The organism is Rummeliibacillus sp. TYF-LIM-RU47 (genome assembly GCF_008638315.1).
GTDB classification, from domain to species: Bacteria; Bacillota; Bacilli; order Bacillales_A; family Planococcaceae; genus Rummeliibacillus; species Rummeliibacillus stabekisii.
The window spans coordinates 1-26,099 of sequence record NZ_VVIR01000003.1; the positions used below are offsets into that span (position 1 = coordinate 1).

The 26,099-nt window shown below is 39.1% G+C and carries 24 protein-coding genes, 1 rRNA gene and 1 pseudogene; 7 read left to right on the forward strand and 19 right to left on the reverse strand.

The annotated features are described in order from the left end of the window. Together F0527_RS12655 and F0527_RS12660 are read right to left on the reverse strand one after the other, a co-directional pair. Positions 1-78 (reverse strand): 16S ribosomal RNA (locus F0527_RS12655); the annotation flags it as partial. A 311-nt stretch (positions 79-389) separates the two neighbouring features. Beyond that, positions 390-1,265 carry a nucleotidyltransferase-like protein gene (locus tag F0527_RS12660; RefSeq protein WP_066789686.1) on the reverse strand — a complete coding sequence of 292 codons (876 nt, stop codon included), beginning with the start codon at positions 1,263-1,265 and terminating at the stop codon, positions 390-392. A gap of 127 nt (positions 1,266-1,392) precedes the next feature. Between F0527_RS12660 and F0527_RS12665 the strand changes: the two genes are divergently transcribed. Beyond that, positions 1,393-1,773: a YgzB family protein gene (locus F0527_RS12665; RefSeq protein WP_066789689.1), complete on the forward strand. Its 381-nt coding sequence runs from the start codon at positions 1,393-1,395 to the stop codon at positions 1,771-1,773. A 159-nt stretch (positions 1,774-1,932) separates the two neighbouring features. Here F0527_RS12665 and perR read toward each other — a convergent pair whose 3' ends face one another. The 3 genes from perR to bcp all read right to left on the reverse strand — a co-directional run bounded on the left by perR (position 1,933) and on the right by bcp (position 3,928). Continuing rightward, on the reverse strand, positions 1,933-2,376 hold the full coding sequence (gene perR / locus F0527_RS12670; RefSeq protein ID WP_184117575.1) for a peroxide-responsive transcriptional repressor PerR: 444 nt from the start codon (positions 2,374-2,376) through the stop codon (positions 1,933-1,935). 133 nt (positions 2,377-2,509) lie between these two features. Then, positions 2,510-3,451: a D-2-hydroxyacid dehydrogenase gene (locus F0527_RS12675; protein WP_150285146.1), complete on the reverse strand. Its 942-nt coding sequence runs from the start codon at positions 3,449-3,451 to the stop codon at positions 2,510-2,512. Between the two features lie 3 nt (positions 3,452-3,454). Then, the gene (gene bcp / locus F0527_RS12680) at positions 3,455-3,928 is read right to left on the reverse strand and encodes a thioredoxin-dependent thiol peroxidase (RefSeq protein WP_150285147.1); all 474 of its coding nucleotides are present in this window, start codon (positions 3,926-3,928) and stop codon (positions 3,455-3,457) included. Positions 3,929-4,235: 307 nt separating this feature from the next. On the opposite strand from bcp, the gene F0527_RS12685 reads away from it, so the two are divergent. Then, positions 4,236-5,330, forward strand: coding sequence for an FUSC family protein (locus F0527_RS12685; protein WP_066789697.1), 1,095 nt, complete (start codon positions 4,236-4,238; stop codon positions 5,328-5,330). A 48-nt stretch (positions 5,331-5,378) separates the two neighbouring features. Here the strand turns inward: F0527_RS12685 and F0527_RS12690 are convergent, their stop codons facing one another. From F0527_RS12690 to mutY, 9 genes are all read right to left on the reverse strand, one after another. After that, complete coding sequence (locus F0527_RS12690) at positions 5,379-6,275, reverse strand: ABC transporter permease (RefSeq protein ID WP_066789699.1); 897 nt, start codon at positions 6,273-6,275, stop codon at positions 5,379-5,381. Between the two features lie 16 nt (positions 6,276-6,291). After that, entirely contained in the window at positions 6,292-7,296 is a 1,005-nt protein-coding gene (locus F0527_RS12695) for an ABC transporter permease (RefSeq protein WP_150285148.1), read from the reverse strand. 101 nt (positions 7,297-7,397) lie between these two features. Continuing rightward, the gene (locus F0527_RS12700; protein WP_150285149.1) at positions 7,398-9,011 is read right to left on the reverse strand and encodes an ABC transporter substrate-binding protein; all 1,614 of its coding nucleotides are present in this window, start codon (positions 9,009-9,011) and stop codon (positions 7,398-7,400) included. 23 nt (positions 9,012-9,034) lie between these two features. Next, a complete protein-coding gene (locus tag F0527_RS12705; RefSeq protein ID WP_150285150.1) occupies positions 9,035-10,024 on the reverse strand; it encodes an ABC transporter ATP-binding protein in 990 nt (329 codons plus the stop codon). Next, positions 9,996-11,015, reverse strand: coding sequence for an ABC transporter ATP-binding protein (locus F0527_RS12710; protein WP_150285151.1), 1,020 nt, complete (start codon positions 11,013-11,015; stop codon positions 9,996-9,998). Before F0527_RS12710 ends, F0527_RS12705 begins: the two co-directional genes overlap by 29 nt. A gap of 1,027 nt (positions 11,016-12,042) precedes the next feature. Continuing rightward, on the reverse strand, positions 12,043-13,791 hold the full coding sequence (locus F0527_RS12715) for an ABC transporter ATP-binding protein (protein WP_150285152.1): 1,749 nt from the start codon (positions 13,789-13,791) through the stop codon (positions 12,043-12,045). A 93-nt stretch (positions 13,792-13,884) separates the two neighbouring features. Next, a complete protein-coding gene (gene ntdP / locus F0527_RS12720) occupies positions 13,885-14,430 on the reverse strand; it encodes a nucleoside tri-diphosphate phosphatase (RefSeq protein ID WP_066789719.1) in 546 nt (181 codons plus the stop codon). A 124-nt stretch (positions 14,431-14,554) separates the two neighbouring features. Continuing rightward, positions 14,555-14,785: a gamma-type small acid-soluble spore protein gene (locus F0527_RS12725; protein ID WP_066789721.1), complete on the reverse strand. Its 231-nt coding sequence runs from the start codon at positions 14,783-14,785 to the stop codon at positions 14,555-14,557. Between the two features lie 130 nt (positions 14,786-14,915). Next, positions 14,916-15,992, reverse strand: coding sequence for an A/G-specific adenine glycosylase (gene mutY / locus F0527_RS12730; RefSeq protein WP_150285153.1), 1,077 nt, complete (start codon positions 15,990-15,992; stop codon positions 14,916-14,918). 124 nt (positions 15,993-16,116) lie between these two features. Here mutY and F0527_RS12735 point away from each other — a divergent pair, with 124 nt between their 5' ends. After that, complete coding sequence (locus F0527_RS12735; RefSeq protein WP_150285154.1) at positions 16,117-17,109, forward strand: metal-dependent hydrolase; 993 nt, start codon at positions 16,117-16,119, stop codon at positions 17,107-17,109. Between the two features lie 101 nt (positions 17,110-17,210). Here the strand turns inward: F0527_RS12735 and F0527_RS12740 are convergent, their stop codons facing one another. From F0527_RS12740 to recX, 3 genes are read right to left on the reverse strand one after another with little or no spacing between them, the layout of a single operon-like run. After that, entirely contained in the window at positions 17,211-17,465 is a 255-nt protein-coding gene (locus F0527_RS12740) for a YfhJ family protein (protein WP_150285155.1), read from the reverse strand. Positions 17,466-17,469: 4 nt separating this feature from the next. Next, the gene (locus tag F0527_RS12745) at positions 17,470-17,793 is read right to left on the reverse strand and encodes a YfhH family protein (RefSeq protein WP_223823603.1); all 324 of its coding nucleotides are present in this window, start codon (positions 17,791-17,793) and stop codon (positions 17,470-17,472) included. Then, positions 17,777-18,595, reverse strand: coding sequence for a recombination regulator RecX (recX, locus tag F0527_RS12750; RefSeq protein WP_150285156.1), 819 nt, complete (start codon positions 18,593-18,595; stop codon positions 17,777-17,779). Before recX ends, F0527_RS12745 begins: the two co-directional genes overlap by 17 nt. A gap of 116 nt (positions 18,596-18,711) precedes the next feature. On the opposite strand from recX, the gene F0527_RS12755 reads away from it, so the two are divergent. The 3 genes and pseudogenes from F0527_RS12755 (at position 18,712) to F0527_RS12765 (ending at position 22,840) form a co-directional block, all read left to right on the forward strand. After that, complete coding sequence (locus F0527_RS12755; RefSeq protein ID WP_147197193.1) at positions 18,712-19,530, forward strand: polysaccharide deacetylase family protein; 819 nt, start codon at positions 18,712-18,714, stop codon at positions 19,528-19,530. Between the two features lie 85 nt (positions 19,531-19,615). Further along, complete coding sequence (gene rlmD, locus F0527_RS12760) at positions 19,616-20,971, forward strand: 23S rRNA (uracil(1939)-C(5))-methyltransferase RlmD (protein ID WP_370454688.1); 1,356 nt, start codon at positions 19,616-19,618, stop codon at positions 20,969-20,971. Positions 20,972-21,415: 444 nt separating this feature from the next. Beyond that, a pseudogene (locus F0527_RS12765) lies at positions 21,416-22,840 on the forward strand (MDR family MFS transporter). 238 nt (positions 22,841-23,078) lie between these two features. Here the strand turns inward: F0527_RS12765 and F0527_RS12770 are convergent. Beyond that, the gene (locus F0527_RS12770; RefSeq protein WP_150285158.1) at positions 23,079-23,642 is read right to left on the reverse strand and encodes a TetR-like C-terminal domain-containing protein; all 564 of its coding nucleotides are present in this window, start codon (positions 23,640-23,642) and stop codon (positions 23,079-23,081) included. A 146-nt stretch (positions 23,643-23,788) separates the two neighbouring features. Between F0527_RS12770 and F0527_RS12775 the strand changes: the two genes are divergently transcribed. Continuing rightward, entirely contained in the window at positions 23,789-24,547 is a 759-nt protein-coding gene (locus F0527_RS12775; protein WP_150285159.1) for an SDR family oxidoreductase, read from the forward strand. A 246-nt stretch (positions 24,548-24,793) separates the two neighbouring features. Here the strand turns inward: F0527_RS12775 and F0527_RS12780 are convergent, their stop codons facing one another. After that, positions 24,794-25,951 carry an MFS transporter gene (locus F0527_RS12780; RefSeq protein ID WP_150285282.1) on the reverse strand — a complete coding sequence of 386 codons (1,158 nt, stop codon included), beginning with the start codon at positions 25,949-25,951 and terminating at the stop codon, positions 24,794-24,796. Positions 25,952-26,099 lie beyond the last annotated feature (148 nt).

The window sequence follows — 26,099 nt, forward strand, 5'->3', positions numbered from 1 at the left end:
CCTCGTCATTCGCTCGACTTGCATGTATTAGGCACGCCGCCAGCGTTCGTCCTGAGCCAGGATCAAACTCTCCATAAAAGTGTTTGATTGCTCAAAATTTCACTAGCGCATCATCTTTACGATGATGTCTTTAAAACTAACAGTTGTTAGTAAGTTTAAATGATTAACATCTTGCTTGTTCAGTTTTCAAGGTTCATTTTGTTGTCGCCTTAACGACTTATCTATCTTATCATCTTCATTTTTTCTTGTCAACAACTTTTGTGAAAAAGTTTTTATCAAGTTTTAGTGAAGTAATCTCGTCATCTCTTAATGACAATTAATATAATACAATAACATACAAAACAATGTCAACATGTTTTCTAAATAAATTTAAAAACGACCAAAATCAATTAAATGGTTGTTGGGTCAATCTTATAGTGTCTATGATATAGACCATTGCCTTTTGTTTCAACCGTTTCTACCTGAATAAAACCTTTGCTGATTAAGAACTCTATAAATACCTCAAGATCCACTGAGTAATTCTTCAGCTCTTCGTGTTCATGCAACTCTTGAATTGTCCAAAAATCTTGCTGAGCCATGACATTTAAAATATGACGTGCTCCATCTGCCGTGCGGGAGTGAATTAGAAATTCACTTGCTAAAAACAAAAGCTCTAGCCTTTTTTCAATTGATTCATCACTGCCAATCAACTCTTTATATAGTTTATAAATTTCTGCATCAATCAGTTTAACTTGAGACCACACAGTTATTTCTGGATATAATCCTTTATCCAAAATAGCTAACCGAGCAAAATGATGCAATGACTCTATCATATGATCATAAGCATCTAAATGATTGTTTTTTTCAAAACATACTTTTCCTTCTAAATACTGGCGAACAAGTTTAGCAAACTCAATGCCCATCTTAATATTCCTTCCATAGAACGGGAAATCCTTTACCGTTTGCTTTAGATTGGTTAGATACTCATTGCGATCAAACAAAATTTTGCCGAAAAGAATCCAATCTATTAACTTCTTGTTTGTACCGACTAGTAGCCATTTATGCAGCTGCTTTTCTGTAATAATATGCATTGCCGCTTTTTTGCCATCAAATGTATAATGCTTGGTGAAAACAGGCACCTTATTTTCTTTTGTAATAATCAATAATATCGTATCAAATGTATCTGTCTTCGGGCTTACGTCTTCTTTCTTTCCTACTATAATAACACCGAGTGTGTTTGGCCTACTTGCGCGTTCCTGGTAGATTGGACGAAGTAACTGCTCCATAAAAAATCCTCCTCAGAAAAGTTATAGTTTAATTCGACATCATTCATTCATATTCCTCCTTGTATTACCAAATCATATTGCCTTACATGTAGGATTTTAGTATCCTTGACGTTAGGAGGCTTGTAAAATGACATCCAATAAAAAACCTTATAAAAGTAAAATCAATAAAATCCGTTCGTTCGCTCTTATGCTAATCTTTGCCGGTTTTATAATTATGTATGGCGCCATTATATTTAAAGAACATCTTTGGCTCGTTATCATTTTTATGACACTCGGTATACTGTGTATTATAGGAAGCACAGTCGTCTATGCATGGATTGGTTTTTTATCTACCCAAGCCGTGATGGTTGAATGCCCTAGTTGCCATAAACATACAAAGATGTTGGGCCGCGTCGATATGTGCATGTTCTGTAGTGAACCTTTAACAATAGACAAGTCATTAGAAGGTAAAGAGTTCGACCAAGATTATAACAACAAGTCAAAACATGGCCATAAACCTGAGCTTTAATTAGACAACCCTTGTTTCCAATGGAACAGGGGTTTTCTTCTATTTATTTTAATAGTCTACCATATTGCACTCTTTAAAGTGAAACGACACTCGAGATTTTCCCTTACAGGAATAAAAAAAAGCCGCACGCGATTGAGGTGCAGCATTCCACTTATCGTTCTATTGTAATTTTGTTGCTTTTTCTTCGCAGTCTGGGCATGTGCCGTAGACTTCTAAACGATGGGAATTCACTTTGAATCCTGTCACGTGTGCAGCTAAATGCTCCACTTCATCAAGGCCAGGATAATGAAAATCCACAATCTTGCCGCATGACTCACAAATAATGTGATAATGCTTTGTCGTCACAAAATCAAAACGGCTTGCATTATCACCATAAGTCAATTCTCTAACAAGTCCTGATTCACGAAATACACGTAAATTATTATATACAGTTGCTACACTCATATTAGGGAATTTATGCTCTAATGCTTTATAAATGTCATCGGCAGTAGGATGCGACATCGTCTCTATCAAATATTCTAAAATCGCATGACGTTGAGGAGTAATCCTTACGCCGGTAGTCTTTAACGTGTCTAGCGCGCTCTTAAGTTGTGTGTCGGACATCGCCATGCACCTCACTTCATAAGTATTATTTATTTATAATCGTTATAAATAGTTTACTTAAAGTGAGATGCAATTGTCAATATTTCTAACTGTCGAATCCTATTTCGGCTATTCTCAAAGCGCGTTCAAAACGTTAATATCCTTTCAATGGATCAATCTTATTTGTAACGTCCTGCTCTCCTTTTAGCCACTTTTCTAGATTTGGCTTGAAGATCTCCATGCTTCTCTCAAGATAGCGGGATGATTGGCTTGAGATATGGGGCGAAACAGTTATATTATCCATCGTCCAGAAAGGATGGTCTTCCGGCAATGGTTCATCTTCAAACACATCACAGACTGCATAAGCTATTTCTTTTTGCTCCAAGGCTCTTTTCAACACATCCGTTTCAACCAAATCACCACGTCCAAAATTCATAAATAAAGCGGTATCTTTCATTGCTTTAAAATGGTTGTCTTTAAGCAGATAATGCGTTTCTTCCGTGCTTGGCAGAACAGAAATGACCGTATCCACTTGTGGCAGCACTGATTCTAGGTTCGCAAAATCAACCATTTCATCCATATAGGCTGCTGTATGACCAGAACGGTTGCACCCGATTGTCTTGACTCCAAAGGCTTGTAATAACCTGCCAATTTCCCCGCCTATCGCACCTGGACCAAGTATGAGTGCTGTAGTGCCTTGAATTTCCGTAGATTTATGCTTACGGCTCCATTCCCGCTGTTTTTGTTTTTCGTATATCCAAGGTAGTGATCGATGATAGCTTAAAAGATGAGCAAGTACCGACTCTGCCATTGGCGTTTTATGTATGCCGCGTACATTGGAAACAACAATCCCCTTCTCTGCAATTTCTTTAAGAGGCATTTTTTCCAAACCTGCTGAGCACACCATAATCCATTGTAAGTGTTCTGCTTCATCAACATGTTTTTCCGTCAGGTCTTCACCATAAGTTACTACTATATCTGCGTTTTTCAGGCCATCGTCAATTCGGTTTTGAAAGACAAATTCTTGGTCTGGAAAGCTCTTTACTAAGTCTTCCTTTAAATCAGGCCGTGGATCGAATGTAAAATAAATGTTCATAATCTATTCCCCTTTGCCGCTTATAGTATTTAATACGTCTTCGATATGGTTTTTAACACGGACTTTGCGCCATTCTTTCTCAATAATCCCCTCTTTGTTAATAAAGAAGGTAGAACGCTCGATGCCCATATACTCTTTGCCATACATTTTCTTTAACTTCCACACGCCATACTTTTCTGCAACTGTGTGATCTTCATCTACAAGCAAGGAAAATGGAAGGCCGTGTTTTTCAATAAACTTCGAATGTTTTCCTTCGTTATCTGGACTGACACCAAGTATAACTACATCTAAATCCGAGAAATCTTGATGTGCGTCTCGGAAATCACATGCCTCTGTGGTACATCCCGGTGTCATGTCTTTCGGATAAAAATAAAGTACCACTGATTTTTCTCCTTTAAACGCTTCCAGTGAGACCATATTTCCGCTTTCATCTTTCAAGGTAAAAGCTGGTGCGATCTTGCCTTCTAGATTGTTCATTGTATTCCCTCCGATTTTAATAATATTTTCTATTCTCATTGTAACAATTTCTATGGTATTTTGTAGAAAGTTTGACTACAATAAGATGATATAAATTGTCTGCTTTAAGGAGCAGTATGAATTTGCTTTCAACTGCTTATTTCGAAAGCCCGATTGGTTCTGTTCATATCTGCATAACCTTTAATAAGGACACGTTTTGATTTTCAATATCTTTTGGCGGGTATGAGTTAGGGGAAGAAGAAAACTTGAACATCAGGAATGGATTATTTATTTAATAACGTAAAGAAAGAGAGGGAACTAACTTCAAATGAAATTAGGTGCCCGTATTTTAAAAACTGGATTGGCAATAATCACTGCACTGTATGTGGCCAAAGCCTTGCATTGCCCAACTCCCATATTTGCAGGTATTGCGGCTATCTTTGCGATGCAGCCATCACTTTACCGGTCTTATCGTACAATTATTGAACAAATACAAGGGAATATTATTGGTGCAGTCATAGCTGTCCTTTTTGTTTTCATCTTTGGCCATGAGTATGTAGCCGTCGGGTTGGCAGCAATCGTCACCTTAGCGTTAATGATTAGACTTAAGTTGGAAAGCAGCATCTCCCTTGCCTTGGTCACGATGATTGTCATCATGGAGGCCCAAGGCGCAAATTTTATCACCTTTGCACTCATTCGATTTGCTACCGTAATGGTTGGCGTATTTGCCGCTTTTATTGTCAATTTAATTTTTCTTCCTCCGCGATACGAAACACGGCTCTTTTCTGCCATTAATATCGTACAAGATGATATCATTCGTTGGATTCGGTTAGCAGTGCGCCAAGCATCTGAGCACTCTTCTACGAAACAATCATTGCGCGGGCTGAAACAACGCTATGAGCGCATTAATTCTTTATACTATTTATTTAAAGAAGAGCGTGCACATATAGGCAAAAGCAAATATATTAAAGCTAGAAAGCTTGTGGTCTATCGCCAGATGATTGCGACCACATTAAAAAGTATAGAAGTACTAAATCGATTGCATCTTCATGAAAATGAAATCGCCAATCTTCCTGAGAGATTTCGTATTATCATTCAAGAAAGATTGGATTACTTATTAACGTATCATGAACAGCTCTTCTTGAAATATTCGGGTAAATTAAAGTCTGAACCGACAACATGGGTGGGACAAGAAGAGTATTTACAGCGCAATGAAGTAATGGACATCTTTGCGAAGCACATTGTCTTTGCTCATGCCGATGAGGGTGATGAAGAATTTTCAAGCTACCACCTGCTTCACATTTTGTCCCGCATATTAGATTACGAAGAAAACCTTGAGCAGTTGGATACGATTATTATGGCCTATCAAAATCACCATGCAGATGAGCTTTTGAAAGTGGAGCTTGATAACCGTATAGAATAAACAACAAAAAAAGAAGTGGTTAGCATAATCTGCTGAACCACTTCTTTTTTAGTTTTTCATTTTTGGGTCTAGCGCATCGCGTAAGCCATCCCCCATTAAATTGAAGCCTAGAACTGTCAGCATAATGGCAAGACCTGGGAAAATCATAGTCCATGGAGCATTGATGAGGTAAATCCTTGCATCTGCAAGCATTTTCCCCCATTCCGGCTGAGGGGCTTGTGCGCCAAGTCCAAGGAAACCGAGGGCTGCTGCTTCGATAATTGCAGAAGCAATAGCAAGCGTACCCTGAACAATAACAGGTGTCATTGAATTCGGCAATACATGGGAGAATAGAAGTCGTTTATCACTCATCCCAATTGCTTTTGCCGCTGTTATATATTCCTCTTGCTTCACGCTCAATACCTTTGAGCGAATTAATCGGCCGAAGTTCGGTATATTGATAATGCCAATAGCGATTAGGGCATTTTTTAAAGATGGTCCTAAAATAGAAACGATTGCAATGGCTAATAGAATACTAGGAAATGCTAGAATAATATCAAAAAGGCGGGAAATAACAGTATCAACAAACCGTCCATAATAGCCGGCAATGATGCCTAATAGACTGCCGACAATGACAGAGCCAATAACTGATAAGAAACCAACCATAAGTGAAAGCCTTGCACCATGCACCACACGTGAAAAGATATCTCGTCCGAAGTCATCTGTGCCAAACCAATGATCTGCAGATGGAGCTTGCAGGCGCTGGCTCAATTGTTGTTCGTTTATTCCCTGCGATACGATCAGTGGACCGATAAAGGCAAGTAAAATAAAGAACACGACAATGATGGCACCAACGACTGCTATTTTGTTTTTTCTAAAGCTTCGCCATGCTTCTTTCCATGGGCCTACTGTTTGGTCGACTGGTTCGTTGGTATTTGGCGCTGCATTAGGCGCTATTTGAGTCATAAAATACGCCTCCTTCTTAGTTGTATTTGATTCGCGGATCAATAATGCTATACAGAATGTCCACAACTAAATTAATCATTATAAATATAAACGCTACAATAAGAATACCTGACTGTATCACTGGATAATCACGGAATCCGATGGCGTCATAGATATACCTTCCGATTCCTGGCCAGCTGAAGATAGTCTCCGTTAAAATCGCGCCCCCAAGCAAGAGACCTGTTTGTAGACCAATTACTGTCAATACAGGAATAATGGCATTTTTTAACGCATGTTTGTAGACAACAAAAAACATTTTTTGTCCTTTTGAACGAGCCGTACGTACATAATCAGAACGCATTACTTCAAGCATGCTTGAGCGTGTCATCCGTGCAATAATCGCCATTGGAATGGTCGCTAAAGCAAAAGCTGGCAGAATTAAATGCTGAATGACCACTATAAACTGATCAAAACGCCCCTGAATCAAGGTATCAATAATATACAAGGATGTAATCGGATTGACCGGGTTACGAGGGTCTTCACGTCCTGAAGTTGGTAAAAAGTCTAATTGAATGCCGAAAATCCATTGTCCCATTAATCCTAGCCAGAAAATTGGCATAGACACACCAATCAATGCAATGATCATTGCTGCGTAATCGAACCAAGAATTTTGGAACCAAGCTGAAATAATACCTGCATTGACGCCTATGATTACGGCTAAAATCATAGCGCATAGGGATAATTCCAGCGTTGCAGCTAAGTATGGCCATAATTCGTCGGCTACTGGTGTTTTGGTACGCATTGACTCACCTAAATTGCCCGTTATCAAATCACCTAAGTAGTGGAAATACTGTATATACCATGGGTTGTCCAATCCTAGGCTTGCTCGCAATGCAGCAACGGCTTCTTTTGTTGCTTGTTGGCCTAATATCACTTGGGCAGGATCACCAGGAATTGCGCGGATTATTAAAAATACGATAAATGTCATTCCGAGCAAAACAGGGATTAATTGTAGCAGCCTTCTGCCTATATACCGAAGCATATCCTCACCTCTTTATCATGTTGTCATGGCTGATTTATAAAAACTCACCTTCCATTAACAGAAGGGAAGGTGAGTTTACTCTTTCAAAATGCCATTTTGTATTATTTAAAATCAACTTGAGATAATAGATCAGATCCCGTTGGGTGCGGCTTGAAGCCTTCAAGATCAGCTTTGCCCGCTAATAATGGTGTTGAGTGTGCAAGCGGTACCCATGGCGCTTGTTCTGCAATAATGTCTTGTGCCTTTTTGTACAATTCATTACGTTTTTCCTGATCTGTTTCTTTTTGTGCTTCAAGCATTATTTTATGCGTTTCGCTATTTTTAAAGTACGTATAGTTGTTGCTTCCGATATTGCTTTCATCTAGCAATGTGTATAGGAAGTTATCCGGGTCTCCATTGTCGCCGGTCCAACCTAGCAAGAACGCATCTGCTTCTCCTTTAGATGCTTTATCTAAATAAGTAGCCCATTCATACGTTACGATTTTTGCTTTCATGCCTACATCTTCCAGATTCTTTTGGATTGCTTCAGCCACTTTTTGGCCATCCGGCATGTAAGGACGTGGTACTGGCATTGCCCATAATTCGATTTGTTTGCCATCATAGCCAGCTTCTTTTAACAATTCTTTCGCTTTTTTAGGATCATACGTATATTCCTTCACATCATCGTTGTAGCCTTCAATTGACGGTGGCATTGGGTTTTTCGCCACTTCAGCTTGACCTTCGAAAAATGCATCGATGATTGCTTTCTTATCGATTGCATAGTTAACAGCTTGACGCACTTTTACATTGTCAAAAGGAGGTCTAGTAACTGTTAATCCAAGGTATCCAACGTTCATAGATGGACGTTCAAAAACTTGCAATTGATTGTTGCCCTTGATGGAAGCAGCATCAGATGGATTAATGCCATCTGCCAAATCAATCTCACCTGTATTTAATGCATTCAAACGAGCTGAGTTATCAGGGTACGTACGGAAGACAACTTTATCTAATTTAGGTTCGCCATCTTTCCAATACTCTTTATTTTTTTCGATTGTAATAGAATCATTGCGTTTCCAAGAAACAAATTTGAATGGTCCTGTACCTACAGGGTTATCACCAAATTTATCACCTTCTTTTTCAAATGCTGTTGGGCTCGCAATACCGAATGAGCTCATTGCTAAGTTTTTCAAGAATGGTGCCTGAGGTTTATTTAGCGTAAATACTACTTTATAATCTCCATCAGCTTTTACTTCTTTGATGACAGCATCCTTGTCGCCTTTAAAGCCGCCAAACATAGAAATGAAGTAAGGGAATTTATCTGCATTCCCGTTCATCCAGCGTTCAAAGTTTTTCACAACTGCCTCTGCATTGAAATCAGTGCCGTCATGAAATTTAACGCCTTCTTGTAAATCCAATGTATAAGTCAAGCCATCTTTAGAGGCTTCCCATTTTGTCGCAAGACCGGGATGTAGTGTAGTATCTTGCTCCCCGAATTCAATCAGTGTTTCAAAAATATTTTTCGTTACTTTATAGGATTCGCCATCTGTTACTGCAATCGGGTCAAGCGATACGGAATCTCCCCCGCGCCCAAAAATCAATGTTTTCTCTTTTTCATTGCCGCTTTTGCCCGTATCCCCGCTTCCACCTTCTTTGCTGTTTGACCCGCAAGCTGCAAGGATGGTCGAAAGGAACACGATCAACAATACGCCGAAAGATAATAATTTCCTTTTTCTCATTGAATAACCCCCAATTTCCCTTTTTATTTATCATTAACATAGCCTTCGTCATATAGATGGCAGGCTACAGAATGACCTTCTTCAACTTCTACTAATGTTGGAACAATTGAGGTACATTGCTCCATCTTGAAAGGACATCTTGTATGGAAAGTACACCCTTTCGGTGGATTAGAGGGGCTTGGAATATCGCCCGATAACAATACATGCTCTCGCTTGAAATCTGGATCAGGTACAGGTACTGCAGAAAGCAGGCCCTTTGCATATGGGTGAAGCGGATTGGCATAAAGCTTTTCGCTTACAGCGAGTTCAACCATCTTTCCTAAATACATCACACCCACTCGATCACTGATATGCCGTACAACCCCCAAATCATGCGCGATAAATATATAAGTAAGCTTTAAATCTTTTTGCAAATCTTGCATAAGATTTAATACTTGTGCTTGAATCGATACGTCTAGTGCTGAAACAGGCTCATCTGCAATAATGAGCTTCGGATTGGTCATAAGTGCTCGAGCGATGCCGATTCGTTGCCTTTGCCCACCACTAAACTGATGCGGATAACGATTGGCGTGATAACTTGATAACCCTACGATTTCTAAGAGTTCGAGCACCTTTTTCTTTCGTTCCTTGGCATTGCCTAATCCATGGACGATCAAAGGCTCTTCTAGTATTTTGCCAATAGTGTGCCGCGGATTAAGTGATGCAAAAGGATCCTGGAAGACCATTTGAATTTCACGGCGCGCCTTTCTCATCTCAGCATTCGATAGTTTTGTTAAATCTTTTCCTTCAAACTCAATGGAGCCCTCTGTCGGATCAAGCAGTTTCATAATCATTCGCCCTGTAGTGGATTTCCCGCAGCCGGATTCTCCTACTATGCCTAAGGTTTCTCCCTCATATACATAAAACGACACATCATCTACGGCTTTGACGTTTCCTTGTTCTTTGCCTAGGATTCCTTTGCGAATAGGAAAATACTTTTTTAAGTTATTTACTTTCAACAATGGCTCTGTCATCAATGTGTGCCTCCTTGCCGCTTACTAAAAAGCATCTTGTCTTATGGTGCTCACCTGTCTGATAGAGAGGAGGGTTCTCCTGTAAGCAGCGTTCATGCGCCCATTCGCAGCGTGCAGCAAAACGGCAACCCTGCTTAATGCTTCCGGGTTTTGGAACATTTCCTCGAATGGAATATAAGCGATCTTTCTTAAACCTCATATCAGGTACAGATTGGATTAATCCTTTTGTATAGGGATGCTGTGGATCCTTAAAGATCAAATCAACAGGCCCTTCCTCCACAATTTGCCCGCTATACATAACCACAACTCTTTCACACGTTTCAGCCACTACGCCTAAATCATGCGTGATTAGCATAACAGCTGTATTAAGCCGTTTATTTAAATCCCTCATAAGCTGGAGGATTTGGGCTTGTATCGTGACATCCAGTGCAGTTGTAGGTTCATCTGCTATCAAGATTTTTGGATCGCAAACTAAAGCCATTGCAATCATGACCCTTTGCCGCATTCCTCCTGATAATTGGTGGGGATATTCTTTCAACAGCTCTTCCGAACGGGGAAGCCCCACTAACTTCATCATTTCAATGGCACGTTCTTCTGCTTTTTTCTTGGACCATTTTTTATTGTGAATCAAAATGGCTTCCGTTAATTGATTACCTATTGTAAAAAGGGGATTCAACGATGTCATAGGCTCTTGGAAAATCATCGCTACTTCTTTCCCTCTAATTTTTCGCATTTCTTTATCCGAAAACTTTGCTAAATCCGTGCCTTCTAAGAGAATTTCACCGTTTGTGACCTTTCCTGGCGGTGATGGTACAAGCCCCATAATAGAAAGGGACGTTACGCTTTTGCCGCAGCCTGATTCTCCTACTATGCCAAGAATTTCACCTTCCCTTAGCGAAAAATCAATGTTATCAACTGCAGGAATTGCTCCATCCTCTGTAAAGAATGTTGTTTCTAAACCCTTAACCTGTAATAGCTCCTTCCGTTCCATCCCATCACTCCCTCAAGAGTCTTATCTTCTATTTTATATATATGCGCTTAAAAGCTCGTTCCTTCCTCGCTCTAAAACTTAATAGAGTGATTAAAGGTACCCTAAACTGTTTTAGGTCGTATTGCATAATTAATTGCAATATATTTCTGAATTATCTATTAATCATAATATTTTGTCAATAGTATTTTTACTTTTGAGCTTCTGCTAGATTCCTATACATATGAGATTAGACACTCATTTTCGACTGTATACAAAAAGGCCTCCACAAAATGGAGGCCGCAGACTGTGAAGAGAATGGTTGGAAATCGAAATGACTCTAACCCCTTCTGTGTTTTCTGCTTCTAAATCAGCAGAGGAGAAATCAACGTTGATTTCCGTTCCTGGCGGACGCTTTCCGGGGGCTTGCCCTTAGCCTCCTCGTCGCGTTGCTCCTGCGGGGTCTTCGCGCTGCGCTGATCCCCCTGGAGTCGCCGCCATGCACTCCAATCAACTAGGTGTCTTCTTTGAAGGTATGGACAAGTCTTTAAGGCCCCTCAGGGTTGTACTTGTATTCCAATTCTCTTTCGCACCTGAAACGATACGTTCAACCTTTTCTTTCCGTTTCTCATAGATAGCTTGGATCTCATAGTAGTATCTCAAGTCTTCTGCAACGTCCAGGTAGTCCAGCCAAATATTCCGCTGATCATCTTTTGTTTGCTTTTACTTTGCGTCTGCTCAATGGTCAAAATCTCTATCTGTTCACGTTCGTTGACTTGATTTTTCTCATCATATCTATCACCTCATCGAGTAGTAGAAGACACTTGTTGATTGGAGAGGAGAGCGGCGACTCCTGGGAGATCAGCACGAGCTGAAGACCCTGGACGGAGCGAAGGAAGCAGCTGAAGTTGTGCCTCCCGGAAAGCGTTCGCTCGTAACGGAAATCAACAGTTTTAGTGGTGATTCTATAAAAAAAGACTGCAGGCAAACTCTAAACCCATGAGTTTGTCTACAGTCTAAGGCCTTATCAAAAATGGAGGCCGATTGAACGTTATTCTAATGTTTGGATATGGAACAAGTTATGATAAATTCCATCCTGTTTTTCTAGAAGTTCTTGATGGGTGCCTTGTTCTTTCAACTCTCCATGATCAATGACTAAAATCTGATCTGCATGTGTAATCGTAGATAGACGGTGCGCCACGATAACCGTTGTACGATTATGCGCTAGCCTGTCAAGAGATTCTTGAATCAATGCTTCACTTTCTAGGTCAAGGGCAGAAGTAGCTTCATCCAAAATAAGGATAGGCGGGTTCTTTAAGAACACTCTCGCGATGGCAATCCGTTGTTTTTGTCCGCCGGATAGTTTTACGCCTCTTTCGCCCACTTTTGTATCATACCCCTCAGGAAGAGACAATATAAATTCATGGGCATTGGCGGCTTTGGCCGCTTCAACGACTTCCTCGTCTGACGCATCTGGATTACCCATTAAGATATTCGCTTTCACAGAATCGCTAAACAATATATTATCCTGCATAACAATACCGATTTGGGAACGCAATGATAGGAGTGTCGTTTTCCGAATATCCACCCCATCGATTTTTACAGCGCCCTTTTGGACATCATAAAAACGAGGAATCAAGCTGATGATCGTGGACTTACCACCGCCACTCATACCGACAAGCGCTACCGTTTGGCCCGGAACAATGTCAAAGTTAACATTTTTCAGTACATCTTGCCCGTCATCATTATAGCGGAAAGACACATGGTCGAATTCAATTTTACCCTTTACCTGTGGTAATGGTTTAGCATCCTTCGCATCTTCTACTTCATAGGTTTGATCAAAAAGCTCAAACATGCGGTCCATTGATGCAACGGCTTGTGTTAATGTTGTGGATGAATTAACTAATCGACGCAATGGATTGTACAAGCTATCTATATAAGCAACAAAAGCAGCCATCGTACCGACAGAAAGATGTCCATTAATTACTTCATAGCCTGCAAAGCCGATAACAATTAATGGAGCAATTCCTGTAATCGTATTAACTACTGCAAAGGTCTTCGCATTCCATCTTGTTTGGTCTAATGCTTTGTTTAAGAATTCTCCGTTTGTACCGCTGAATATCTTTTGTTCATGTTTTTCTAATGTAAAGCTTTTAATAATATTCATGCCTTGAACACGCTCATGCAGGTAACTTTGAACACCTGCCAATGCCTTTGATCTTTCCCTTGTTAGTGAACGCAGACGGCTAAAGAAATACCGTACACTAATCGCGTAGAATGGAAAGGCGATTAAAGATACAAGCGTTAACTTTACATCCAATTTCATCATGACAACGATGGCAATAATAATGGTAGATAAGTCAATCCACACATTCATTAACCCAGTCATGACAAATTCTTTTGTTTGCTCGACATCATTGATTGTTCGAGAAATGACGTCTCCTACCCGATTATTGGAATAGAATTTTAAACCCAACTTTTGCAGGTGAACATATAATTTTTGGCGAATATCGTACAAAATATTATTACTTAATTTTTGAGCTAAATATTGACGATAGTACTCAATTGGCGGACGAATTATGAAGAAAAGAATTGCGGTACCGCCAAGCCAATAAAACAGTTCCTTTGTTTTCATTTCAGTCGAGAGGTCTTTCGCGCCTATAATATCGTCTATGACAATTTTAATAAGCACTGGAGTAAAAAGTGGTATAGCAAATTTAATAACTCCGAGTATAAAAGTGACAAATATATTCACTCTATATGGTTTAACGAAGCGCAAATAGCGTTTCATACTGCCCATTCACATCACGTTCCTTTCAAACGAAAAAAAGCTGCCCTGATCCGCCGGGCAACTCCTTTTCAATTTTTGCATTGCGTTTAAGACAAGCTAAAGCTACTTAGGATTATGCAGTTCTTTTTGGAACTTATAGCGGCTTGTCCACGCTTCAATAAAGTCTGGCGCAAATGGCCCTTTACGTTTATCTATCCAGCTGATTAATTTGTCAACATTGGATTTAAGGATATGGTCTATCACTAGTGGATAGCCCATTGCCTTTTTATGCTGCTCATACTCATCCTCATCAAGTAGTGTATATGACATGTCCGAGAATACTTTGATATCCAAATCATAATCAATATACTTTACAGCATTATGGTCAAATACAAATGGTGAGCTCATATTACAATAGTAATATACTCCATCTTCCCTTAACATACAAATAATATTAAACCAATGCTCTGCATGGAAATAACATATGGACGGTTCCCGGGTGACCCATGTACGCCCATCTGACTCAATGACTAATGTTTTATCATTCGCACCGATTACGATATTTTTAGTAGCCTTTAATACCATCGTTTCCTGCCAAACTCGGTGGATCTTGCCGTTGTGTTTATAACTATGTATTTGTATGATTTCCCCTTCTGACGGAATTGCCATTGAAAGACCACCTTTCAAACACCCCTTATGAGCGTTCTTTTGTAACATTATAACAATCCTCGCCAAAAACGTGTAGCAAAAAAACTGGTGAAGGATAAACCTCCACCAATTTGTTTGTTAAAAGCTATTGATTTTGATTTGGATTGTTTTGTCCATAAAGACCAGAAGCTTGCTGCTTAGCGCGTTCAGCTTGTTGGTTTTGCTTTTTGACAGCTTGAACATCTGTCTCAGCACCAAACTCCTCAGTGTTTTGCCCCGCAAGACGCCCAGAAGCTTGTTGCTTTTTAGCTTCAGCTTGTTGGTTTAATTTTTTCACACCTTGAACATCTGTTTCGCCGTTGAATTTTTTTCTCAATGTAATCACCTCCACGACTATAAGTTGTGCAGTATGATGTTTTTTATACAATGGTTATTAAATTCCGCAAGCGACCCACACTAATATTCACTAGGAGAATAAACTGTGTACAAGGTAAAATTTAAGCATTTTAATGTTTTGCTTCTGTTTCTTTCCATGCAGCCCAAATCTTTTGCATAGGTACAGGCAGTGGCAGTGCTTTTATTTCTTCCTCTGTAAACCAAACGCTGGATTCTGTCGGTTGTCCGTTCTGTTCTACATTCAAATAGTAACTCTCCATATTCCATGTTAAATGTGAAAAAATATGCTTGAAGGACAATAAATTTTCGCGGTTTACAAGTTCAACATTGTAGGTGTCTGCTAGGGATCCTTCACTTGTTTTTGGAGTTGTTGACTTTTCTATCATTGGGAATTGCCACATGTTTGCAAGCAGACCTTTACCAGGTCTTTTTTCTAATAAGAACTGTTTCTTTTCATTTTGCACAACAAACACATCATAAAAAAGGTCTTTCATTTTCGTTTTTTTTGTTTTAATCGGCAATTCTTCTGGACGACCTTCCTGGAAAGCAGTGCAAAATTCGCGTACCGGGCAAAGGAGGCATTTGGGTGAAGTTGGCGTACAAATCAGCGCTCCTAATTCCATTAACCCTTGGTTGAATTCAGAAGGATACGCTGGATCAATTAATTCCATAACGGCTTGTTCAAATATTTTTTTCGTTTTAGGTAAAGCGATATCTTCTTTAATCAAAAGAACTCTGCTGAGCACGCGCATTACATTGCCATCGACTGCATGTTCGGCTTTATTATAGGCAATACTTAGAATGGCACCCGCGGTATAAGGGCCAACACCTTTTAATTTGATAATTTCCGGGCGATTGTCAGGCACTGTACTACTATATTTTTCTACAACCTCTCTGACGCCTGCTTGTAGATTTCTAGCTCTCGAATAATAACCAAGACCTTCCCATTGCTTTAATAGTTTTTCTTCAGGTGCTTGCGCTAAATCCTCCGGAGTAGGAAATTCTTCGATAAAACGATTGTAATAAGGAATGACAGTATCTACTCTTGTTTGCTGAAGCATAACTTCTGACACCCATATTTTGTACGGATCATGCGTATGTCTCCAAGGCAAATCTCTTTTTTCTCGAATAAACCATTGAACTAATGCTTCTTGGAATTGTTTTTTATATTGATAATGAAAATTCATATTTTCCACCTTTTTAATTCATTTTTAATTCACATACAAAGTGGGCATTATAGTGTAAACTGTTGCCTAAAAGGGTAAACAGTAAGTATAAGCAATACTCCCATGTTATAAGGAGTTGATCATTTTGGATTCTGGAACACATCTAGTAATGGGGATTGCGCTAGGTGGCTTGGCTATGGTAGACCCAGTTGTGGCCGGCAGCTCGTCCACTTCTATGGCCGTCATTACCAGCGTAATTATTGGTTCCCAAGCCCCTGATATTGATACTGTTTTGAAATTGCGTAGCAATGCTATATATATACGCCATCACCGAGGAATTACACACTCCATTCCAGCGGTTCTATTATGGCCAATTTTAATTTCGTCTGTCTTTTTTTTAGTATTCCCGCATACTAATTTTTTGCATCTCTGGCTTTGGACATTCCTTGCAGTCTTTTTACATGTGTTTGTAGATATTTTCAATGCGTATGGTACACAGGCACTACGCCCCTTCTCTAAGCGATGGGTAGCACTTGGCTGGATTAATACGTTTGATCCTATTATTTTCGCCTTGCATGTGATCGCCTTAATGTTTTGGGCGTTCGGTGCGAATCCAGTACCTACCATGTTTTCTTTGTATAGTGTGGTATTTATCTATTATGTGGTACGTTTCTTTCTTCAACGATCAGTCAAGAAAGCGGTCCATAATACAATACCTGATGCTAAGAGAATTATTTTATCGCCTACGTCACGTTTCTTCCAATATAGAGTAGCAGCCAATTCTGCTACACATCACTATGTGGGACGTGCTTATGGGCGTTCAATTACCATTTACGACAAATTTAAAATTGAACCATTGCCGGATACGCCACTTTTCCATAAAGTATTGGAAGACCCGAATTTTAAAACGTTTGTCTCTTTCTCTCCGCTCTATCGGTGGGAGGTCAACCAATTGGGTGATGGGAAAACAGAAGTACGTCTCATAGATCTGAGGTATCGCAGCAATAATTATTATCCATTTGTTGCAATCGCACATCTGACAAAAGATCTAACCATCGTCAAATCCTTTACAGGTTGGATTTTCAGCGAAGACAAACTACAGAAAAAATTAGTAGTAAAATCAGAAGGCATCCGTTAAAAGGCCATCAAAATGACCGTTTCTATAAAAGAAACGGTCATTCTTTTTGTATAAACGGACAACCTAAGCAATAGTTTAACATGTCCATTTTAGCCAAAAATCTATTCTTCATTTAAAAGGTGCGCATATTTTGGATTACGAGCTACAAATTCATTTAACTGGCTACCGTAGCTGTCTATCCATTGCGAGATGATTTTCTCCGACATTTCAGCTCCTTGATAGTCGTAGCCTGCTTTAGCATAGGTGGCTTCAAAATCAGACCAAAGAAGTTCCACCCAAACACGCGCTTTCTCCTCTGATATTTTCGGATTTTTCTCTTGCAGTTTTGCAACTAATTCATTGATAATTCGTTCCATCTTTTTAGCTCTCCTTTACAGGTGTTAGCATAGCAATCGGAAGGGCTTCTTCATAATGATTACCGCCTAAGCGATAGCCCCATGCATACACACCTTTTAAATAATCGACCTTAAAGAACATCCCTGGGTCGTTTGCAATCCGATACATCTCATCTGATTTAAAATCTTCTGGGTTTAACAAATACGACTGTGCCACTAATGCTTTCCGTTCATACACAGCAAACTCATTTAGAATACCGAGCTGCTCCGCTTTTCTTGCTTTTTCTTTTAGTGTGGCAATTGTTTCCCGTAATTCAGTAGGGTTCATTTCGCTAAATTTCTTCTCCATTGTCCTGCTCCTTTTGTTCAATAAAATCATCAATCACATCTGCAGGGAAACCTTTTTGATATAGAGCTTGTTTCACCCGCATATGCAATTCGTATCCTGTATATTTTGAGGCGTATTTCTTCCACGCCTTTTCACCTTGCAGTTCTATCATATCTTGCCATTCTTCATCTTCTTTGGATAAATCCAGTTGCTCGATTACTCTTTCGCAAATTGAATAGGAGTAGCCTTTGCGCAGTAGCAAATCCTGTATTTTTTGCTTAATTTGGACGGGTGTCTTGCGATGCTCACTTCGCACAACCTTTTCCGCCAGCTGTTTAGCAATCTTGGCTTGCTCATCTTCAGAAAATTCATCGATTACTCTCTGCTGCAGATTTTCTTCGATGCCCCTTTTTTTCAGGTCCATCTTAATCGCTCTTGGCCCTTTTTTGGCTGTTTTCTTTTTTGTTTCGACTAAAGCCCTGGAGTAGCTTTCATCATTTAAGAAGCCAAGCTTTTTTAGCTTTTGCAGTGCTTCTTGGATCACCGCATCTCCAAATTCTAAACCCTTCAATTTTTGGCGGACTTCATGTTCGCTGCGCATTTGATAACTCAAATAGGAAAGTGATCGATTGAAAGCTCGTTGAATTTCATCGTCGAATGCAATTTCCTCAACCGTTAATGAATCGAGTACCTTTCCTTTTGTCAGACCATATTGAATAAGAATACCCTCGTCCACGCTAAATGCATATTCTTCATTAAGAAATATATTATAACGCTCTTGGTTCCTTTTTTGGGCGCTTATTTTTGTAATTACACGAGACATTCGGTCCACCTCCATTATATAAGTATAACAAGACTTCGTTTAAAAACAATTATCCCTAACTGCATAATTCGCGGTATTCCACACAAGCTAACACAAAAAGAAAGGATGCGTGAAAAATGTTTAAACAACATCTCGCCGGCATTGCCATTGCAGCCACTATTTTAGCAACAGGCATCACAACAAATCCGTTTGATGCATTTGCAAAAGAATATGGTTGGGGATTTAAAAAAACAACAAATGAAGTTCCTACAGAAGCTGGTGCAGAGTATGATGCACTACTCAAAAAATATGATGCTGTCTATAAAGGCAGCCCAGAAGAAAAAATTATGTATCTGACATTTGACTGTGGTTATGAAAATGGCTATACAGCATCCATTTTAGATACATTGAAAAAAGAAAATATACAAGGCACATTCTTCTTAACAGGCCATTACTTATCGAGCGCAACACCGCTAGTTAAACGTATGGTAAAAGAAGGTCATGAAATCGGCAACCATTCAGATAAGCACCCGAATATGGCTCGTCTAACTGAACAACAAATGAAAGACGAATGGGCTAATTTTGATAAAAAGCTCGCTGAAATTACAGATGTAGAGCGTACGGTATATGCAAGACCGCCTGAAGGAGTATTTAGTGAAGAGTTATTGCGGGTCGGAAATGAGGCAGGATATCGTCATATTTTCTGGTCTGTCGCATTTAAAGACTGGCTTAAGGATCAACCACAAGGCTGGAAATATTCATACGATAACTTGATGTCTCAAATGCATCCAGGCGCAATTATATTAATGCATACCGTTTCACCTGATAACGCTGAAGCACTGCCACGATTTATTAAAGACGCTAAGAAAAAAGGCTACCGTTTTGAATCCATCAACAATTTGATGAACTCTGGTACTGGCTCCTCTTCAAAAGACAAGAAAAAGGATGCTTCTTGATTCTTTGCTGCTGCGTCTATTTTCGTTATAATGAGGAATGAAGCGAAAAAAGGACGTGTAATTCTTGAATCAACAAGCGACGATAATGAAGCTGGGACAACGAATCCCGCTTTCGATAAAACGATTAGGCATTAATGGTGAAGGTATCGGCTACTATAAACGCAATGTTGTTTTTGTTAAAGGTGCTTTGCCCGGCGAAGACATTTATGCCGAACTAACTAAAATCAACCGCAATTTTGCCGAAGCTAAAATCATCAAAATTCATAAACAGTCAAAAGCAAGACAAACACCACCATGCCCAGTGTATGATTTATGCGGTGGATGCCAATTACAGCACATGAAATATGGAGACCAGCTGAAGGCAAAGCGAGATGTCATTGTACAAGCTCTGCATAAGTATGTGAAAAATAGCGCGAAGCAGGTAGACATCAGAAAAACAATCGGTATGAGTGATCCATGGCATTACCGGAATAAAAGCCAATTTCAAGTTCGTAAAATCGGTAGCCATGTAGCTGCTGGACTTTATACGGAAAACAGTCATAAGCTACTCGATATTGACGATTGCCTTGTCCAAGATACTAGAACTACTGCTATCACGAATAAAGCAAAGAAGATTATTGAAGAACTCGATATCCCTGTGTACAATAGCAAAACACATAAAGGCATTGTCAGAACAATAGTTGTGCGGGTAGGTCTTCAAACGGGAGAAATTCAACTTGTCCTTATCACGGCACGCAAAAATTTCCCAAATAAAGAAGTACTCCTTGAAAAATTAAAAGGAATAGACGAATCGATTGTGTCGATTGTTCAAAATATCAACAACGACCAAACTTCCCTTATATTCGGTGATCAAACGATTACTCTTTATGGGCAAGATACAATTCACGAAGAACTGGGTGAGCTTGCTTTTGACCTTTCAGCACGCGCATTCTTCCAACTAAACCCAAGCCAAACAGTACATCTGTATAATGAAATCAAACAAGCAGCAGGGCTTACAGGCAAGGAAAAGATTGTAGATGCTTATTGTGGCGTTGGTACTATTGGTCTTTGGCTTGCAGATCAGGCCAAAGAAGTGCGCGGCATGGATATCATCCCTGAAAGCATTGAGGATGCGAAAAAAAATGCGAAAAAGCATGGTTTCACGCATACAAAATATGTGGCAGGCACAGCAGAAAAATGGCTGGACATCTGGCAAAAAGAAGGCTTCATACCAGATGTTTTAACAGTCGATCCACCGCGTACAGGATTAGCGCCAAGCCTTATCAACACATTGCTACAAGTAAAGCCAAAGCGAATTGTTTACACATCCTGCAACCCATCTACATTAGCAAAAGATCTGCAGGAATTAATGAAAGTCTACAACGTAGAATATATTCAACCATTGGATATGTTCCCACAAACGGCGCATGTTGAGTCCGTGACATTGCTGACATTGAAATAGCTTGTCTTGTCTCCAATATTGTGGTGTTTTGTATGTGCCCTCGGACTAAAGGTTCGGGGGTTTTTTTTGCCTAGGAGCTTATTTTTACACGGGATTAAAATATTTGATGGGCTGAACCAACAATAAAATATATTCTGGCAATTACGTGAAGACGAGAGTGTTTCGCGATTTATTTGAAGAACCCTTTTTCGAAGCTTCCAAATAAAAAATATGACCTGCAGAATCGTTTCTGTAGGCCTCTTTTGAATACAATCGATGAAATAAGCAGCTTAGGAATTTTATATTGTGGCAATTATAGTGCTTGCTTAATAAACTGGGGATTGGAAAGAAGAATAACTAACATAATTTCTTTCAATCATACTTGCCATATAGTTAGATTTATATAGTATTCTAATAATACATTCACAAACTAAAAGGAGGCAAAAAATGAATATCGATGCTCAAATGAATCAAACAAAGGACGAGGAATCGGAGCAATATAAAGTAGTTCCCATTATCGTCTCTTTTTTGATTGCTGGATTTATTGGTTTATTTAGCGAAACAGCTTTAAATATGGCATTAGGTACTTTAATTGTAGACTTTAATATTCATGAGACTACCGTTCAATGGCTTACAACTGGCTATTTATTAACTTTAGGGATTCTTGTTCCTGTTTCTGGTTTAATATTACAATGGTTTACAACAAGGCAATTGTTTATTGTTTCCATTACATTATCTATTATCGGAACATTTATAGCTGCTATTGCCCCAACATTCGCTTTCTTAATGTTGGCGCGTGTAGTTCAAGCAATGGGTACGGCATTAATGTTACCTCTCATGTTTAATACCATTTTATTAATTGTTCCACCCTATAAAAGGGGTAAAATCATGGGATTAATGGGTCTTGTTATTTCCTTTTCTCCCGCTGTTGGCCCAACACTTTCTGGGTTGATTTTAAAAACACTTACATAGCATTATATTTTCTGGTTTTCTTTACCGGTTCTAATGATCGCCCTTGTTTTTGGAATAGTGTATATGCAAAATGTTTCAATACCAATGAAGCCTAAAATTGATATCTTATCCATTATTTTATCAACAATTGGATTTGGTGGGGTGGTTTATGGTTTTAGTATTGCAGGTGATGGTGGTTGGGGAGATTCAACTGTAATTACTGCTATTATTGTTGGTGTAATTGGGTTACTGCTCTTTTGCATTCGCCAAACAAAAATGGAACAACCAATGTTAAAACTTCGTGTATTCAAATACCCTATGTTTGTTGTTGGGTTAATACTCGTACTAATATGTATGATGGTTATTCTTTCTTCAATGATTGTATTGCCACTGTATTTGCAAAATTCGCTAGCTTTAGGTACGTTTGCTGCAGGACTTCTGCTATTACCAGGTGGAATTGTAAACGGGTTATTGTCACCTGTTATGGGTAGCTTATTTGATAAATTCGGACCGAAATGGTTAGTTATCCTTGGCATTATTATAGTCACAGGTTCCTTAATTGGCTTTTCAACGATTGATTTAGATACATCTTCTGGATTCTTGATTGCTATGCATATCTGCATGATGATTGGTGTTTCGATGATCATGATGCCAGCTCAAACAAACGGTTTAAACGAATTACCACGTGAGCTTTATCCTGATGGAACGGCAATCATGAACACACTTCAACAAGTCGCCGGTGCAATTGGTACGGCGGTAGCGATTTCTATTTTATCTTCTGGAACTGAAAAGTATCTAAAAAACGTAACAGATGCAACAAACCCACTAAATAAATTACTTGCTTTCACTTCAGGAGTTCAAGATGCCTTTATCTTTGCGATTATCGTGGCGATTATTGGTTTAATTGTTAGTCTATTTATTAAAAGAGTTCATGTGTAACATTACATTTCTAAAGGTATGAAATCGACCATTATTTTTAAGGACCGAGTTGATCAAGTCTATAAATAAATGGTGTTGTAAAAATCAGGATACTCTTCGAAACGTAGAAACCTTAAATGATAGCACACGTTGAATCCGTCACACTACTGACATTGAAATAGCTGCTATGATTAGATTAGACGGCAAAAAGAAAAAGGCCTAACCTATGTTACGCCTTTTCTTTTTTGCGTTTTTTCATTCAGGCTTCTCTTAATTTAAGGATATTGATTAGATGTACATTCATGTCGTCAGCAGAATCTTTAAAGTCATGGCGGTGCCACTCTATGATCAAGCCCATAATTGCATTCGCCGAGTAAGAATATAAATAATCGTTCAATTCTCCATATTGTTGAAGCGTATTCTGATCTTCTATACAAATAGAACGTATTTCATCAAATAACATGAAATAATAATGTGTGGAGACATCTTGAGAAAATACTATCTTATAAAAATCCTCATATTTTTTTATATGATGAAAAATCCGAACTGTTTTAGGATCCAAATTTGCTACGTCAAGAAAATTCGTATGGAGATAAGGTGCTTGGTAGGATTCTTTTAAATCTACCATAATCTCTTCATAAAATTCTTTAAACACACCCCCTACCTCTTGGTAATGAAAATAGAATGTCCCTCGATTTATATTTGCTTCTCTGCAAAGCTCAGTGACCTTGATATGTGTTAAAGGTTTCTTTTTAAGCAGTTTAATTAAAGCTAAATGTATACTTTGCTTTGTTTTTAATACACGCAAATCATTTTTATTCATCTAGCATTTCCCCTTTATCAAACACTTTTACGTTTTCTGTTCAATATTGTACGTTTTGAATTTTTTTGTTTATTGAAGCTGCTATGATTCAATATTATTATTTTATTGAACAGTTGTAAAATAAGATTAAGGGGAGGATGTTTAGAATGAGATTAATGGATAAAGTAGCGATCGTCACAGGTGCGGCTTCTGGTATGGGTAAGGCAATTGCAGAGCATTACGCAAAAGAAGGTGCTAAAGTAGTTGTTTCTGACTACAATTTTGAAGGTGCTCAAGCTGTGGCTGAGGCAATTAATGCAACTGGCGGTACAGCCATCGCCAACAGAACGAATGTTGCTGAATTAGCAGATTTAGAACAGTTATTCGCAGAAACTAAAAAAGAATTTGGCAAGTTAGATATCTTAGTTAACAACGCAGGCATCATGGACGGCATGGAACCAGTTGGTGAAATCTCAGATGAAAAATGGGATCGCGTATTTGCTGTTAATACGACAGGCGTTATGCGTGCAATGCGCATCGCAACAAACATCTTCTTAGAACAAGGACACGGCGTCATTGTGAACAATATTTCAGCAGGCGGATTACAAGGTGCACGTGCAGGCGCTGCCTATACGGCTTCTAAACATGCTGTTACGGGGCTTACAAAAAATACTGCCTATATGTATGCTCTTTCAGGCATCCGCTGCAACGGAATCGCTCCGGGTGGCGTGGAAACAAACATCGGTTCATCTATGACAAATGTGTCTCAATTTGGTATGGGTCGTCAAATGACTGGCTCAGGTACAATGCCACGGACAGGTAAACCAGAGGAAATTGCACAACTAGCTGTTTTCTTAGGTTCTGATGAATCAAGCTTTGTAAATGGACAAATTATCGCTGCTGACGGCGGCTGGATTGCATACTAATTAGCTGTTTGTACAAATCGAAAGCAGAAATGAAAAAAGGCTCCAACATCGAATCACGATGGTTGGAGCCTTTTATTATGCTAGATTGAACGACATAGCAACAGTCATCAGTAGATAGCCCAGAATCGATCCATGCTTATAATCCATGTACATTGAAAACGCGAGGAATCGAAGATGTATAAACAAACAGACTTTATATGAACCATTTAAACTACTTCACCTTTTTCACCAGATAAAAGAACTCTCCTATACCAGTTCCTCTTTCTTTTGCTCTTTTCCAAATACAGCACTAACTGTAAAAATGAGCAGCAAAATAATAGATATGAGCAGTAAGAAGCTAAAATGCACATATTGCAGATAGATACCTCCGAAGAGTGGACCGGACAAACTACCGAAGCTAAAGAAAATACTGCAGAGTAAGTTCCCAGTTGGTAACAGTTCTCGCGGTGTCAAATCACTCATGTAGGAAATACCAAGAGAGAAGATGGACCCGACAAACGTACCCGCTAAAAAGAAACAAACTGCTACAAGTATACTATTGGATTCCAAGAAACTGCCTACCCCAAAGAATAAGCCGCCTCCTAAAAAGGCCATTAACACTACCTTCCGCCGGCCGATTTTGTCTCCAAGCGTGCCTAGCGGGAATTGTGTGAGGATGCCTCCGATGGAGAAGGCCGCCAATATAACAGAAACCATTGATACGTCTATTTCCTTTCTTAATGCATAGACAGGAAATAAGGAATTCAATGTAGATTCTAAAAAGCCATAGCAAAGCGGTGGCAAAAATGCGACCCAAGCATACTTTAAAGTAACGGCATATCGTTTGAGCATCTTTCCGTTTTCTTTTGTTTGAATAGGCTCTGGTTTTTCGTTTTTCACAAAGAAAATAAATGACCATGCAATTAAACAAAGAATCGATGATAAGATGAATGGAAATGCTTCAGAAATCTTCGTAAGCGGTACAAAGAAAGGACCAACTGCAAAACCAATCCCAAATGACAAGCCATATATGGCAATATTTTTACCTAAGCGATTAGCAGGTGCAGAGCTTGTAATCCATGTTTGGGTTGAATAATGGAGAGAATGATCTCCAATGCCGATTAGCAATCGTAGGATAAACCAAAACCATACATTCTTCCAAAAAGGAAATAATAACAAACTACTAAAAACGAGTGCACCGCCTATAATAATAATTGGCTTGTAGCCAAATTTTCTAAGCGGCTGCTCGACAAATGGTGCAATAAGTAGTGTTCCGATATAAAGACCCGTTGCATTTAATCCATTTATGGACGATGATACACCGTCCTGTTCAAAAATAACAGAGATGAGCGGCATCAGCATGCCTTGTGAGAACCCAGAAATCGACACAATGATCACAAGGATCCAGAATCTCTTTTGGGCCATTCGTTCATTTAATTCCACAAATCTAAACTCCTTTGCTAGTTAATAATATTCTATGTATTTCCCTACCCCAAACCGGCTTTTGGTTAATAAAACACCTTATCTACTTACTGTTTCCGTTAAGTCTGATTGGGATTTTACATTCTTGATA

Coding starts and splice junctions, on each gene's coding strand:
- F0527_RS12705 (WP_150285150.1), bottom strand. CDS start 10,024: ATGACAGAGCCATTGTTGAAAGTAAATAACTTAAAAAAGTATTTTCCT.
- F0527_RS12745 (WP_223823603.1), bottom strand. CDS start 17,793: ATGGAGAAGAAATTTAGCGAAATGAACCCTACTGAATTACGGGAAACA.
- F0527_RS12780 (WP_150285282.1), bottom strand. CDS start 25,951: ATGGCCCAAAAGAGATTCTGGATCCTTGTGATCATTGTGTCGATTTCT.
- mutY (WP_150285153.1), bottom strand. CDS start 15,992: ATGAATTTTCATTATCAATATAAAAAACAATTCCAAGAAGCATTAGTT.
- F0527_RS12710 (WP_150285151.1), bottom strand. CDS start 11,015: ATGGAACGGAAGGAGCTATTACAGGTTAAGGGTTTAGAAACAACATTC.
- bcp (WP_150285147.1), bottom strand. CDS start 3,928: ATGAACAATCTAGAAGGCAAGATCGCACCAGCTTTTACCTTGAAAGAT.
- F0527_RS12690 (WP_066789699.1), bottom strand. CDS start 6,275: ATGACTCAAATAGCGCCTAATGCAGCGCCAAATACCAACGAACCAGTC.
- perR (WP_184117575.1), bottom strand. CDS start 2,376: ATGTCCGACACACAACTTAAGAGCGCGCTAGACACGTTAAAGACTACC.
- F0527_RS12755 (WP_147197193.1), top strand. CDS start 18,712: ATGTTTAAACAACATCTCGCCGGCATTGCCATTGCAGCCACTATTTTA.
- F0527_RS12740 (WP_150285155.1), bottom strand. CDS start 17,465: ATGGAACGAATTATCAATGAATTAGTTGCAAAACTGCAAGAGAAAAAT.
- F0527_RS12660 (WP_066789686.1), bottom strand. CDS start 1,265: ATGGAGCAGTTACTTCGTCCAATCTACCAGGAACGCGCAAGTAGGCCA.
- recX (WP_150285156.1), bottom strand. CDS start 18,595: ATGTCTCGTGTAATTACAAAAATAAGCGCCCAAAAAAGGAACCAAGAG.
- F0527_RS12770 (WP_150285158.1), bottom strand. CDS start 23,642: ATGAATAAAAATGATTTGCGTGTATTAAAAACAAAGCAAAGTATACAT.
- F0527_RS12700 (WP_150285149.1), bottom strand. CDS start 9,011: ATGAGAAAAAGGAAATTATTATCTTTCGGCGTATTGTTGATCGTGTTC.
- F0527_RS12665 (WP_066789689.1), top strand. CDS start 1,393: ATGACATCCAATAAAAAACCTTATAAAAGTAAAATCAATAAAATCCGT.
- F0527_RS12695 (WP_150285148.1), bottom strand. CDS start 7,296: ATGCTTCGGTATATAGGCAGAAGGCTGCTACAATTAATCCCTGTTTTG.
- F0527_RS12715 (WP_150285152.1), bottom strand. CDS start 13,791: ATGGGCAGTATGAAACGCTATTTGCGCTTCGTTAAACCATATAGAGTG.
- ntdP (WP_066789719.1), bottom strand. CDS start 14,430: ATGGCAATTCCGTCAGAAGGGGAAATCATACAAATACATAGTTATAAA.
- F0527_RS12775 (WP_150285159.1), top strand. CDS start 23,789: ATGAGATTAATGGATAAAGTAGCGATCGTCACAGGTGCGGCTTCTGGT.
- F0527_RS12675 (WP_150285146.1), bottom strand. CDS start 3,451: ATGAACATTTATTTTACATTCGATCCACGGCCTGATTTAAAGGAAGAC.
- rlmD (WP_370454688.1), top strand. CDS start 19,616: ATGAAGCTGGGACAACGAATCCCGCTTTCGATAAAACGATTAGGCATT.
- F0527_RS12685 (WP_066789697.1), top strand. CDS start 4,236: ATGAAATTAGGTGCCCGTATTTTAAAAACTGGATTGGCAATAATCACT.